Annotated in this window: 8 protein-coding genes; 5 read left to right on the plus strand and 3 right to left on the minus strand. The window is 59.8% G+C overall.

The features are described from left to right. Positions 1–177: 177 nt before the first annotated feature. Entirely contained in the window at positions 178–1395 is a 1218-nt protein-coding gene (locus NHAM_RS15150; protein WP_198137033.1) for an IS110 family transposase, read from the plus strand. Positions 1396–1529: 134 nt separating this feature from the next. On the opposite strand, the gene NHAM_RS15155 is transcribed toward NHAM_RS15150, so the two are convergent. Continuing rightward, the gene (locus NHAM_RS15155) at positions 1530–2342 is read right to left on the minus strand and encodes a uridine monophosphate kinase (RefSeq protein WP_011511383.1); all 813 of its coding nucleotides are present in this window, start codon (positions 2340–2342) and stop codon (positions 1530–1532) included. 1300 nt (positions 2343–3642) lie between these two features. On the opposite strand from NHAM_RS15155, the gene NHAM_RS15160 reads away from it, so the two are divergent. Further along, positions 3643–5136, plus strand: a complete 1494-nt coding sequence (locus NHAM_RS15160; RefSeq protein ID WP_011511384.1) for a porin — start codon at positions 3643–3645, stop codon at positions 5134–5136. Between the two features lie 191 nt (positions 5137–5327). Here the strand turns inward: NHAM_RS15160 and NHAM_RS15165 are convergent, their stop codons facing one another. Together NHAM_RS15165 and NHAM_RS25055 are read right to left on the minus strand one after the other, a co-directional pair. After that, on the minus strand, positions 5328–6845 hold the full coding sequence (locus NHAM_RS15165) for a protein adenylyltransferase SelO (protein ID WP_011511385.1): 1518 nt from the start codon (positions 6843–6845) through the stop codon (positions 5328–5330). A 113-nt stretch (positions 6846–6958) separates the two neighbouring features. Then, the gene (locus NHAM_RS25055) at positions 6959–7369 is read right to left on the minus strand and encodes a DUF2237 family protein (RefSeq protein WP_011511386.1); all 411 of its coding nucleotides are present in this window, start codon (positions 7367–7369) and stop codon (positions 6959–6961) included. A 441-nt stretch (positions 7370–7810) separates the two neighbouring features. On the opposite strand from NHAM_RS25055, the gene NHAM_RS15170 reads away from it, so the two are divergent. The 3 genes from NHAM_RS15170 (at position 7811) to NHAM_RS27635 (ending at position 13733) form a co-directional block, all read left to right on the plus strand. After that, a complete protein-coding gene (locus tag NHAM_RS15170) occupies positions 7811–8458 on the plus strand; it encodes a DJ-1/PfpI family protein (protein ID WP_011511387.1) in 648 nt (215 codons plus the stop codon). Positions 8459–9678: 1220 nt separating this feature from the next. Beyond that, positions 9679–13323, plus strand: coding sequence for a nitrate reductase subunit alpha (locus NHAM_RS15175; protein ID WP_041359063.1), 3645 nt, complete (start codon positions 9679–9681; stop codon positions 13321–13323). A gap of 227 nt (positions 13324–13550) precedes the next feature. Then, positions 13551–13733 (plus strand): hypothetical protein, encoded by a 183-nt coding sequence (locus NHAM_RS27635; RefSeq protein WP_041358208.1) that lies wholly within the window; start codon positions 13551–13553, stop codon positions 13731–13733. Positions 13734–13759: the final 26 nt, after the last annotated feature.

Here is a 13759-nt window from a genome sequence, read left to right on the forward strand (position 1 = left end):
GGGAGCACGAAGTGCGGGCAGGCCGATCTTGCACGTTGAGCTGCGAGCTCGTGTTAGTAGATGGCCGCCTCTGCGACTCGCCCGGTTGCGCTGAGAGCGCGGATCCGTAGTTGTCGTGTCGCCCGCTGCTCCCCCTCTGATTATCGAGAGGAGACAGGAATGCGACGTGTAATCGGAATTGATACCCACCGTACCTTTGGGGAAGTAGTAATCTGGGAAGATGGTCGACTGCGACACATGGGTCGGGTCGATATGACGCGAACTGCGCTGGAAGGCTTCGGCAAAACGCTTCTGACCACCGACGAGGTGGTCATCGAGGCTACCGGTAACTGCATGGCGGTCTCTCGGGTGCTGTCACCGTTCGTGAAGCGGGTAGTGATCGCCAATCCACTGCAGGTGAAGGCGATCGCGCACGCCCATGTGAAAACCGACAAGATCGACGCCGGCACGCTGGCCAACTTGTATGCAGCCGGCTACCTGCCGGAGATCTGGACACCCGATGCTGTCACGGAGCGGATGCGCCGCCTGGTGGCGCGACGCTACCAGGTTGTCCGGCATCGGACCCGAATCAAGAACGAGGTGCACTCGATCCTCTATGCTCACCTGATTCCGCAGTGCCCTCATGCCGACCTGTTCGGGCGGCTCGGTCGTGCCTGGCTCATCCGACAGCAGGTGCCGGATGACGAGCGCGCCGCGATCGAGCGTCATATCCGGGAACTGGATCGGTTGGGAGAGGATCTCGGCGTGCTTGACCGGGAGATCGCTGAGGGCGCCCTCAGCGATACGGCGATCGAACGGCTGCTCACAATCACTGGCGTCAATCTCACGGTGGCCGCCGGGCTAGTGGCGGCGATCGGCGATATAGGCCGCTTTTCCAACCCCCAAAAGCTGGTGAGTTACTTCGGCCTGAACCCACGCGTGCGCCAGTCGGGGCTTGGGGCAGCCCATCACGGGCGGATCAGCAAGGTCGGACGCAGTCATGCCCGCGCGATGCTGGTGGAAGCCGCCTGGGCAGCCGCCAAGACGCCAGGCCCACTCCATGCCTTCTTCGTCCGCGTCCGGGCCAGGCGGGGCCATCAGGTCGCTGCCGTTGCAGTGGCGCGCAAGCTGACCGTCCTGTGCTGGCATATGCTGACGAAAGAAACGAACTACCTCTGGGCACGCCCCAGTCTCGTTGCCCACAAAATGCGCGGCATGGAGTTGCAAGCCGGCCGACCGCAGAAGAAAGGCAACACGCGCGGCCCCGCCTACGCCTACAACGTCAAGAAACTCCGGAACCAGGAAATGCGCGTCGCCGAACAGGCACAGAAGGGCTACGAGCACTTTGTCGAAGCCTGGCGCCCGCGCCCGCCAAAAAAGGCGCGCGGGCGCCTCAATCCGGCAAGGCTCGAATAAGGCTGCCCGGCAGCGCTTTCAGCCGATGCACCGCGCTCCGCCACGAGGTCGCCCACGCAGCAAAATAATATCACGACCGGAAAGAAACTGCTTGTCGATCTCATCCGTTGTGTTGGCCATGGCGATGTTTCCCCTTAGCTCGCGGTGATGATGGTGCCGACGTGCTCACCGGCGAGCGCGCGGGTCAGATTGCCGGGGACGAGGCCATTCACGACCTGCACCTGGCGGACGTGGCGCGCCGACTCCAGCAGGTCGAGCATACGGAATTCGAGGATCGAGTCTTGCAGCCCCTTGGCCTTCATTTCGGCGACCGAAATCTTGGGGATCAGGGTGGCGCCCTTCGACGTCTTCGGGTTCGCGGTGTAGAGGCCGTCCTCGTCCTTCACGAAGATCATCGCCTTGCAACCGAACTGTTCGGCGACGAGGAAGCATCCGGCGTCGGTCCGGTAGGGAGGTATGACGCCCTCAGCGGCGGGACGCGTCCAGAGGCCGTAAGGCGGCATGCCGCTGAAGATGACACCGTTAACTTCGGCCAGGTACAACGGCACAGCCGAGAGCCCGGCGCCGTCGACCGCGGATATGCCGTACTGCGCGAGGAGCTGCCCCAGCATCACGGCGTTCTGACCGGCAACCGAGGCCCCGAGCTGCGTGAGCACGCCCGCCGGCAAGCCGAGCCCAGCCGCGATTGAGTAAAGATGCCGAGCCCGGGTGCCTGCGCCGGTCCCGATCAGCAGCTTGTGGTTCTTGCGGGCGGCGACGATCTCGTCCACGAGCGGGTAAACCGCCGCGCGGCCGCGGTCGATGACGCTCTGTCCGCCGATCTTGAGAACGGTGGCGTCAGGCAGGATTCGAAAGTCCGCCGAAGCCTCCACCGCAGCCAGAAGCTGCGCGTCGGTCAGCGAACGCTGCGTGAGGAGCGCCTCGAGCTCCGCGGTCGTATTGGCCATTGGGGACTTTCCTTTCGTCGTCTCATTTCGTCGTCGGATTCGTTTTGGTCGACAGTCCATCAACTCATCGACGAACTCATCAACGTCACCCATTCCAAACGCTTCTGGAAGGGATGGTTCCTCAGCGGACCGGCGAGCCTGCATATATCACCCGGCGCACCACCTGACAGGCTCTGTCCCTACCAAGACACATTGATCCGCCCGGCAAAGCCCGTCAATCGAAAAAACATAGAATATCTTTTATTTTCAATGCGTTATGTATCACTAAGTGATAACGACATCAACCAAAAATCCATACCGGCTAAACCGGTGCAGGCGCTGGGAAGGCACTGTTGCAAAACAAAAAAACCCGAGCATTGCAGGAAGCGATGCTCACCCTTTCGACTTGCTCGACTGATGAACCTTGATTGCCAGCGCGTTGGAGACAGGCGAGTCCATCATGGCCAAGCTCGTCGCCATCGACCGGGTCCGAATCGAGTCGAAAACCTGAAACCCCGGTCCTGTGAGTGGAACGGCGCCACGCACCGGACGATTGTCGTTGACAACGTTTCCCTTTGGGACGGGACAAAGTAACAGCCTCTCGGCAATCGCCTTGGCTATCACCGGCTCCCGCCGGAACGGCGCGCCCGCGGTCAGGTCGGAATGGCGGAATGGGCCCGTTCTATCGCTCGCGCCACGAACTGATATGCGTCTTCAGGGTCGGCCCGGGGACCACATCAACACGTTTGGGCTTTGCCAATACGGACGCTCTCGAACCAATGTCCGGGAATATGCCGGGCCTAACGCCTTTATATCACAAAGAAAATAACGCTACCCGTCTGATTTCGCGGATAAGGTAATGGATCGGATCGCGCCTTGATGCCCTCACCGGCTCGTCGGGCCAGCCGCGCGAGGTTGATTTCCGCGAGGCCATGCGATCCGAACGCGAGCGTCTTTCTCGACCAATCGGCCCCTTCGGGTAATTCACAAGAAAACCTGCACAAGGATCAACGAGGCTCGGGCCGCCCCTGCCCAGAGATCGCCGAAGATATGCCCGGATGTTGACATCATGAGATATCGGTATATACCGAAAAATATATCCATGGTGTATACAGTAAAATATACCGACAGGATATGACCATGGAGGGGGGCACCCTCAGGTCGTCTTTTTAATGGTTCGCTTGGGCCTCTCGCGTTGAGCGGGAGCGTCCGACAGGCGCGAACGATTGGGCGTTAGTCAGGGACTGAGGGAACGTTTCTTCGAGTGCTTGCGTACAGCGGATGCGGAACCTGCCCTACAAAAGTAACTTGGAGGTTTGAAATGAAATTGATGAAGAGCCTTTTCCTCGGCTCGGCGGCGGGGCTGGTCGCGATGAGCGGGGCACAGGCCGCTGATCTTCCGTTGAAGGCCAAGGCGGTCGAATACGTGAAGGTCTGCTCCCTGTACGGCGCGGGCTTCTATTACATCCCCGGCACCGACACCTGCATCAAGCTGGGCGGTTATATCCGTACCGACATGGGCATCAATACCAACTCGATCTACCGCGGCAACACCGACGGCGCCGGCGGTGCGCAGAACCGCTTCAGCAACGCTTTCACCTGGCGGTCGCGCGCGGACCTGAACATCGACACCCGCACAGCCACCGAATACGGCGTGGTCCGCACCTACATGGAGACGGTCTTTTCATGGACCTCGGGCGGTTACGCCGGTTCGGCTACTGGTGCGACTACGTATAACGGAAATCCGAATGGCGCCGTCTCCGGCGGCCAGCTTGGCGTGTACTTCGCCTTCATCCAGTTCGCCGGCTTCACAATGGGTAAAGCCGTCTCGCAGTTCAGCGCTCCCTGGACGGAGTTTCCGGGCAAAAACATCTACACCGGTCTTGTCGGCGGTGGCGGCACGAACACGGGCGTGAACCAGTTCACCTATACCGCTGAGTTCGGCAACGGCGTATCGGCCTCGGTCGGCGTGCAGGATCCCAGCGCGTACTACCAGCCTGGCATTCTCAACCTCGCCACCGCGACGGCAGGCAACTTCGGCTACGGCGCCAGCGCCTACGGTGGAACCACCGCTCCAGACGTTGTTGGCCAGCTCCGTGTCGATCAGGCCTGGGGCCTGTTCCAGGCCTCGGTCGCTGCGCACAATAACAATCCCGCATACTACGGTGCCACCCAAAATACTGGCGGTCCCGGAGATAAGTGGGGTTGGGCCGGTCAGCTCGCTCTGTCGATCAAGAACATCCCGACTGGACCAGGTGACACGATCAACATCCAGGGCGTCTACACCAACGGCGCAACCCGTTACAACATCCAGGATCAGGCCTCCCCGGCGGGGGGCAGCACGGTCTTTACCGGCGTAACCGGCGTTGGATTTGGCTTTGCACCGGATTCGGTGTTTGACACTGACGGCCAGCTTCAGTTGGTCTCGACCTGGGGTATACGCGGCGGCTTCAACCACAACTGGAACCCGTACTGGAGCAGTTCGGTTTTCGGCGGTTACGCATCGGTCAGGTACACCGGCGCGGCGAAGACTGCGATGTGCGGCGTGGGTGGTACGGTCCGCACTGCGCTTGGTACGGGTATCACCACCTGCAACCCGGACTACAATATCGGGCAGATTGGCGCGAACCTCCGCTGGACTCCAGTCAAGAACCTGACCTTCACGACGGAAGCGGTTTACAGCATGTTGGATCAGAAGTACGCCGGCGTGGCGCATCTTGCTGCCAACAACGGCATTGGCAAGCCGGGGGATGACTATACCCTGAAGGATCAGAACACCTGGACCGTCATGTTACGCGCGCAGCGCAACTGGTAATACCTCGCTGACGACATGCTGAAGAGAACCCCCGGCAGGAAACTGCCGGGGTTTTGTTTTGCCGGCGAGGCAGAGATTGGTTGCTAGAGCGTTTTCGGGCGATAAGGCTGACAAATTACCCGATATTGATCGCACTGTGCCTGCCGTTTCGCGGCTCGGCGATTGCCTCAAGACGTGGTTGCTGACGCGGGCTATGTCCCGCAGAAGGTTTGCTGGACTTCTTCCCCCGGTGCCGGCGGCTTCCCATAGTCCGCAAACTGCGGCTGGTCATCGTAGGGATGCGCCAGCACCTCGACAAGTTCGTGAAATTTATCGAAGTGTCCCGCTTCGGCGTCTTGAATGGCCGCTTCAATGCGGTGATTGCGCGGGATGAACACCGGACTGGCTGCCAGCATGGCGGTACGGCGGGCCTCGGCGGATCGCTCTTCAAGCGACAGGCGCTCGCGCCAACGTGCGGCCCATTCGTCGAAGGCGGACGGGTTTGCGAAAAGCGCCCGCACGCCTGCATTGCCCTTCGGATCTGCTGCGGCCTCGCACAGGGCGCGGAAAGTCAACGTGAAATCCGCTTGGTTCTCCGCCATTCGCGCCAAAAGATCGGCCGCAAGTTCGAGATCGCCCTCCATCTCAAGCGCGAGCCCGAGTTTCTGACGGAAGCCTCTAATGTACGCGTCTTGATATTGGTCCTTGAAACGCGCGATCGATGCGTTCGCGGCTTCAATCGCCTTGTCGGTGCCATCCGCCATCAGCGGCAACAGTGTCTCGGCGAACCGGGTCAGATTCCATCTGATGACAGCAGGCTGATTGGCGAACGCATAGCGCCCGAACTGGTCTATCGAACTGAAGACCTTGTCCGGATGATAGGCGTCCATGAAGGCACAGGGGCCGTAGTCGATCGTCTCGCCACCGATCGCAGTGTTGTCGGTGTTGAGAACACCGTGGATGAATCCAACGAGCATCCATCGGGCGGCCAGCCGGGCCAGGGCGGCGACCACCGCGTCGTAGAAGGCGCGATATGGGTCTTCAGCCGAGCGCGCTTCCGGGTAGTGCCGCTCGATGGCGTAGTCCGCGAGAACACGAAGATTTTCTATGTCGCCCCGTGCAGCAAAATACTGAAACGTGCCGACGCGCAGATGGCTCGATGCAACGCGGGTCAGGACACCGCCCGGCAGCACGCGTTCGCGCATGACGTTTTCGCCGGTCAGCACCGCGGCGAGGGAGCGCGTCGTCGGAATGCCGAGCGCGGCCATGGCCTCGCTGACAATGTATTCGCGGATGACGGGCCCCAGCGCGGCGCGGCCATCGCCGCCTCTTGAAAAGCGGGTCCGGCCAGAACCTTTGAGCTGAAGGTCATAGCGTTTGCCCGCAACGTCGACGACTTCACCGAGCAGGATGGCGCGCCCGTCGCCGAGTTGGGGTACGAAGTCCCCGAACTGATGTCCGGCGTACGCTTGCGCGATGGGCTCGGAACCGGGTGCGATGACATTGCCGGAAAGAACGGCAACTCCTTCGGGGCTTTCGAGGAACTGAGGATCAATGCGCAGCTGCCGGGCGAGCGCGTCGTTCACGCGCAGGAGCCTGGGCGCTGCCGCCGTCGCCGGTTCCACGCGCTGATAGAATGCTTCCGGCAGCCGGGCATAGGTGTTGTCGAACCGGATGGGCGCTGCCTCGTTTGTGGACGTGGAACGGGCAAATTCTGCTGAGGGGGGCATGGCCTTAAAGTCGTTCCCTTGGCCGCGAAAGTGCGATCGATGTCAGATTCGCCCCGTCCGCCAGATAAGCTAGCAAGTCGCAGTGTTGCTGCATCATGAGCCCGCTTGGGTGGTCACGCTAGATCCATTGCAAAGCGTTTGAGATCGGTGAGCGAGCAATATGTCAGCGCACCCTCATGGGTGGCGCGCAAGACCACTCGCGGCGCTTGGTTTGCTTTGAATGCTTCCTGCCAGCGGGGTGCACATAAGCACCACCGGTCACCGGGTTTCAGGCCTGGGAAACCGAACTCCGGCAATGGTGTCGAGAGATCGTTGCCGCGCGATTTAGAAAAATTGAGAAACTCGGCAGTCATCACGACGCAGACCGTGTGACTGCCAACGTCCTCTGTCCCAGTGTCGCAGCAGCCGTTCCGATAAAACCCCGTCGTCGGTTTGATCGAACAGAGTTGAAGTGGCTCGCCGAGCACATTCCGACTTGTACGGCGCGGAGGGCCGCCTCCGCTATCCCGATCATCCCTTAGCATGGCCGCACCTTGCGTTCATCCCTACATCTGGCACCGATCAAAAGCGGCGTCGATGACAGCTTAAGACTTAAGCGCATCGAACGCAGAAATGATATCTGCGTACGGGGTCGCGTTCGAATCGCCATGTTCCGCTCCCTTTTGGAGAACGATATTTGTCACATTGTTCGCAAGGTGATGCAAGCGGGCGCCACGCGGCGACGTTATGCATTTTCGACCAAAAGAACCGGCATCCAATCCTTCCGATCGTGGATCACAGATCGCGGGCGACAGCGCAGCGCGCGCAATTGGTTCGTCTCACATCGCAAGGATCGCCGCCGTGACGCTGTTAGAGCGTTTTCGAGCCGGCCTTGATCCCATCAGAATGGTCACCGCAGGGCGTTGCCCATCGTTGCTAGGCATGCTCACAAGCACTCAAAGCAGCAACATCACGGAGGTTTCGCCATGAAGCTGGGAATACCCGTTTATCAGGGCGTTAATCTGCTCGATGTCGCCGGCCCCCTCGAAATGTTCTATTGGGCGGGCCAGAACGATGACGATTTACAGACGGTTCTGATCTCTGAGGACGGTGGAGCCGTTACCTCCATAAACGGCGTGCGTTTTGAGGCGCAGGCGAGTTTCTCCCAGACGCCGGCACTCGATATCCTGTGGGTCCCCGGCGGCGACCCCGTTGCGCTGCAAACCATCATGAAAGCCCCCTATTCCCCTTACCTGCAATATCTTCGCCAGATAGCAGCCAACGCGAAATGGGTTTGCTCGGTGTGCGAGGGCGCGCTGTTGCTCGCGCGTGCCGGATTGCTGGACGACCATGAGGCGACCACTCACTGGTACTTCACCGCCTGTCTACAGAGCTTCCCCAATATCACGGTGGATACTACCCGTCAGCGCTTTGTGGTCTCCCGCAACGCCTCCGGAAATCGGTTGACCGGAGGCGGCATATCCTCAGGCCTCGATGAGGCGCTGAAACTTATTTCCTTGCTGTTCGGCGACAAGAGCGCCGAACAGGTACAGATCAACACGCAGTATTTCCCGAAACCGCCCGTGATGGGCGTGATCCCCCAGTCACCAGAATGCTCGATCAGATGGGGCTGACCCTGGACACCGCACCTGTCCGGGCAAGACGCTTGCGGCGCGCCGTTCAACGGGTCTGATATAGTCGTTCACGAAGCATGTATTTCGGCTTGCAATATTTGGGAGCCGATTGACACCTAATGCTCGTCCGAGAACTTTCACACCGGCACCGATCCGAGAAGCGAGTAACAAAATTGCTCAGAAAGGACCGGCTTTGGCGCGGCAACGGAACATTCTTACGGCTATTATAGCGAGCAATTAGGCTTTTGCGCTCCGAGGAGCGGCTATGCCTGCTCTCGCCGTGTTTCGACGCTACTGTGTTGGCGCGGGCGTTGTTGCAGGCGCGGCTGGAGGTGCTGATGTCGTCGGACTGAATCCGCCGAACATATAAATGAACGCTATAGCGAGAAAAATCGCTGCAGCGAAGCCCATCGCTCCGAGGCCTAGGGCACTCCGATTTCGTAATCCTCGAAGCATTTCCCTCGTTCCCAAAATAAGAAAACGATATGCGCCGCATTGCGACCCAAACGCCAGGAGCGGTCAACTGCTCCTTACCCATGCTTACCCCATGCTTACCCCGAATGTATAGCTATGGAGCGAGCCGCAGTGGTGCCGTGTATCTAGGAGACCTGTGCGCGGGTGGGTGTAGGCGGTGGTTTTGATTGCTGATTCTGTGGGCAGTAGTTTTTGCTATCAAGCAGGCACCTTTCTTGCCGCGATTGTCCCCGCACACAAAACAAACGATGGGAGAAATAGCACCTTCCAACGTTATCCAGCGGCGGGAGGTCATCCGCCTTGTCGGCGGTTGTCGGGACCCCATCCCCAAACTGTTCCTATATCGAAATCGCCACAATCGTATTTGGCGTAAATCCCTGTATTGGAAGCACGCCGTTGTCTCGCCCGGGTGAGCGTTCGCACCTCCCGGGAAAGTGATCGACATCTGTCGGAACCAAGCGCCCATGTTGATGTTGCCGGTTCGAATTGGACGAGGAGTATAGCTGCATCACGTCTCCTCGCAGCCTGCCAGAGTGGCTGACAAAGTTGGTTACGATGGAACGTGCACGGTCAAAAGCGTGCGGGCGTGGCTGATACCACGACCGGACGAAATACGAGTCCGTACTACGGCGGTCGGTTTACGGGTAAGTACGCCGATGATTGGATGGGGCAGGTTTAAGAAAGTGAGTGACAAAATGTGAGTGACAACAGGCCTCGCGGCCGGACAACGCACCGAGGAGACGCAGATGAGCTGGATACTGGACCTCGTTAATCCCCGAGAGCGCAAGTGGGAAGAGTTCTACCGTAACCGCTGGTCCCACGATAACGTTTTCCGCAGTACGCATGGCGTCAACTGCACCGGTGGCTGCTCCTGGGCGATCTACGTCAAGGACGGGATCATCACCTGGGAGATGCAGCAGACGGACTACCCGCTTCTTGAGCGCAGTCTGCCTCCTTACGAGCCGCGAGGCTGCCAGCGTGGTATCTCCGCCTCCTGGTATGTCTACAGCCCGATCAGGATAAAGTATCCATACGTCCGCGGTCCGCTTCTCGACATGTGGCGCGAAGCGAAGGCGTCGAGCGCCGATCCGGTGCAGGCCTGGGGTGCGCTGGTCGGAGACGAGCAAAAGCGGGCGCGCATGCAGAAGGCGCGCGGCAAGGGTGGTTACCGTCGCGCCAAGTGGGAAGAGCTGGTCGAGCTGATTGCCGCTGCCAGCTTGCACACCGCGCGCAAGCACGGGCCGGACCGGATAATGGGCTTCTCGCCGATCCCGGCGATGTCGATGCTGTCGTTCGCGGCCGGTACACGCTTCCTGTCGCTCATGGGCGGATCGTTACTGAGCTTCTACGACTGGTACGCCGATCTGCCGACCTCGTTCCCGGAAATCTGGGGCGACCAGACCGACGTGTGCGAAAGCGCGGACTGGTACAACTCCAAGTTCATCGTTTCGATGGCGTCGAACCTGAACATGACGCGTACCCCTGACGTGCATTTCATCGCGGAAGCACGCACCGAGGGAACCAAGTTCGTGGTTCTCTCGCCGGACTTCAGCCAGATCGCCAAATACTGCGACGAATGGATTCCGATCCAGGCCGGACAGGACACGGCGTTGTGGATGGCGGCCAATCACGTCATCCTCAAGGAGTACTACGTCGATCGTCAGGTTCCTTACTTCATCGACTACGTCAAGCGTTACACCGACCTTCCGTTCCTTGTGGAACTGGAGCCCAACGGGACCACGTACAAGACGGGCCGCTTGCTGCGCGCCAGGCATGTTCCTCGCTACAAGGATGTCGAAAACGGCGACTGGAAGATGCTGTTGCTTGACGCCAACAGCGGCGAGCTACGGGCGCCGAAGGGTCAGGTCGGTGACCGCTGGGGTTCTGTGCACGGTAAATGGAACCTGTCCGGCGAGGACACCCTGGACAATAGTCCGCTCGATCCGGTGCTGAGCTTTATCGATCGATCCGATGACGTGGTGCAGGTTGGGTTCGACGATTTCGCGAACGGACGTATCGTCTCGCGCGGCGTCCCGGTGCGGCGCATCGCCACGGACAAGGGCGAGATTCTGTGCGCGACCGGCTTCGACATCATGATGTCCCAGTTTGGTATCAGCCGCGGCCTGGAAGGCGCTTTTGCGACCAGCTATGACGACGAGGATGCGCCTTATACCCCGGCGTGGCAGGAGCGTCATACCGGTATCGGCCGCGAGACCGCGATCAGGTTTGCGCGTGAGTTTGCGACCACCGCAGAGTACACCAACGGCAAATCCATGGTGATCGTGGGCGCCAGCGCCAACCACTGGTACTACAACAACCTCTGTTACCGGTCGGCTACGGTCGCTTTGATCCTGTGCGGTTGTTGCGGCGTCAACGGTGGCGGCATCAACCACTACGTGGGTCAGGAAAAGCTCGCGCCCGTTGCGCCTTGGGCTTCGATTGCTCTGGCGCTCGACTGGTCCAAGCCGCCGCGGGTCGTGCAGTCGTCGACCTGGCACTATGCCCATAGCTGTCAGTGGCGCTACGAACAGGAGTTTACGGAGTACGGCCTGACGGCGCCAAATCCGCGCTGGGCCAAGGGCCATGCGATCGACCTCGAGGCAAAGGCGGTGCGTTCGGGCTGGATGCCGTTCACGCCGCACTTCAACCGCAATCCGATCGAAGTTGCGGCTGAGGCCGAGCGTGCCGGTGCAAAGAGCACTGAGGACATCGCGACTCACGTTATCGATCAGGTCGCGAGCAAGAAGTTGAATCTCGCGATCGAGGATCCCGATGCTGCCGAGAACTGGCCGCGGTTGTGGTTCATCTGGCGCGGCAACGCGATCCAGTCGAGCGCCAAGGGGCATGAGTTCTTCCTACGGCATTACCTCGGGACGCACGACAACGCCATCGCCGAGGATCGCGCCAAGGGTAAGACGCATACGGTGAAATACCACGACACGGCGCCGCGCGGAAAGTATGACCTGGTGGTCGACCTCAATTTCCGCATGGATACCTCGTCGCTCTACTCCGACATCGTGCTGCCGACGGCGTTCTGGTACGAGAAGAACGACCTCAACACGACTGACCTGCACTCGTTCCTGCATGTTCTGGGACAGGCGGTTCCGCCGGTGTGGGAGTCCAAGACGGACTGGGATATCTTCAAGCTGATCGCCAAGAAGGTCAGCGAGTTGGCTCCGCTGGCGTTCTCCAAGCCTGTGCGTGATGTTGTCCTTCAACCGCTCATGCACGATACGCCGGACGAGTTGGCACAGCCGGAGATTCTCGACTGGGCCGAGGGCGAGTGTAAGCCGGTGCCGGGCAAGTCGTTCCCGCACGTGCGGGTGGTCGAGCGTGACTACGCGAATTTGTACAACAAATTCATCTCGTTCGGACCGAAGGCGCGGGAGGACGGTGTTTCGGCCGTCGGAGTGAATGTTCCGATCAAGAAACAATATGACCAGATGCTCGACAATCCCATCATGCCGATGCCTGATCCGAGGCATATGCGGTGTGTGGAGTGGGGTGGCAAACGGTATCCGAGCCTTGAGGACGTGCTCGACGGATGCAACACGGTGCTGCTGTGTGCTCCGGAGGCGAACGGCGAGGTTTGCTACCAGGCCTTCCATAATGAGGAGCATCACGTCGGTCTTCCGCTTGTCGACCTTGCTGAGCCTACCCGAAACGTTGCGACGACGTTCTATGACCTTACGCGTCAGCCGAGGCGTCTCCTTACGAGCCCCTGCTGGACGGGGATGATGAATGACGGTCGCGCTTATTCCGCATGGTGCATGAACGTCGAGCGCCTGGTGCCTTGGCGGACGCTGACCGGCCGCCAAACGCTGTACATCGACCACCAGTGGTACCTTGATTTCGGCGAGCACATACCGACCTACAAGCCGCGGCTCAATCCGCGCAAGACCGGCGATATCGTGAAAAGCCGGGTCGATGACCGCTCTCTGGTGCTGAACTACATCACTCCGCACGGAAAGTGGAACATCCACTCGACCTACAAAGATAACCACCGCATGTTGATGTTGTCTCGCGGCATGGATCCGGTGTGGATCAATGACAGGGACGCGGAGAAGGTAGGGATCGAGGATAACGACTGGGTCGAGGTCTACAACGACAACGGTGTGGTCGTGACCCGCGCCAACGTGAGCCGCCGAATTCAGCCTGGCACCTGCATGTACTACCACGCGGTCGAGCGTACGGTGTACATTCCGAAATCGCAGGAGCGTAAGTGGCGTGGCGGCGGACACAACAGCCTGACGCGTACTCGTATCAACCCGCTGTTCCTGGCCGGTGGCTATGCCCAGTTCACGTACGGCTGGAACTATTGGGGTCCGACTGGTATCTTAACGCGCGACACCCACGTCGTCGTGCGCAAGATGGAGAAGTTGGAATGGTAGGTGATCTCGCGCGACGCATGATCACATGACTACGATCATGATCATGAACCGGCTCCGGCGCATTTCGGTGCGCCTGAGCGGGTTAGCGTCGGGAAATACGTGACCATTAACCACACCCTGCGTACCAACGGTACGATCCGTCACATTCGATCTGCTGTGTGGGGCGACGAACCGTTGGAATATCAGCAGGGCAACGGGCGGCGGCTAGCGCGACAAGGCGGTAGCGGATGCCCATCGAGACATTTGGCGGCGTGGATCAAATTGAAGCGGGACTGTTTTTTTCGCGGAGAGCGATGACGATCGCCGCGTGTATGCGTCGCTATTTCGATGCAGATGGCGTGCGCCGAATACCTGATATGATCAATGCAATCCTTGCGGGTCGATCCGATCAGCCGTTCGGCATATTGTAAGTGGCGTATTGCAAGTTAAGTCTCGT

This window comes from Nitrobacter hamburgensis X14, assembly GCF_000013885.1.
Lineage (GTDB): Bacteria > Pseudomonadota > Alphaproteobacteria > Rhizobiales > Xanthobacteraceae > Nitrobacter > Nitrobacter hamburgensis.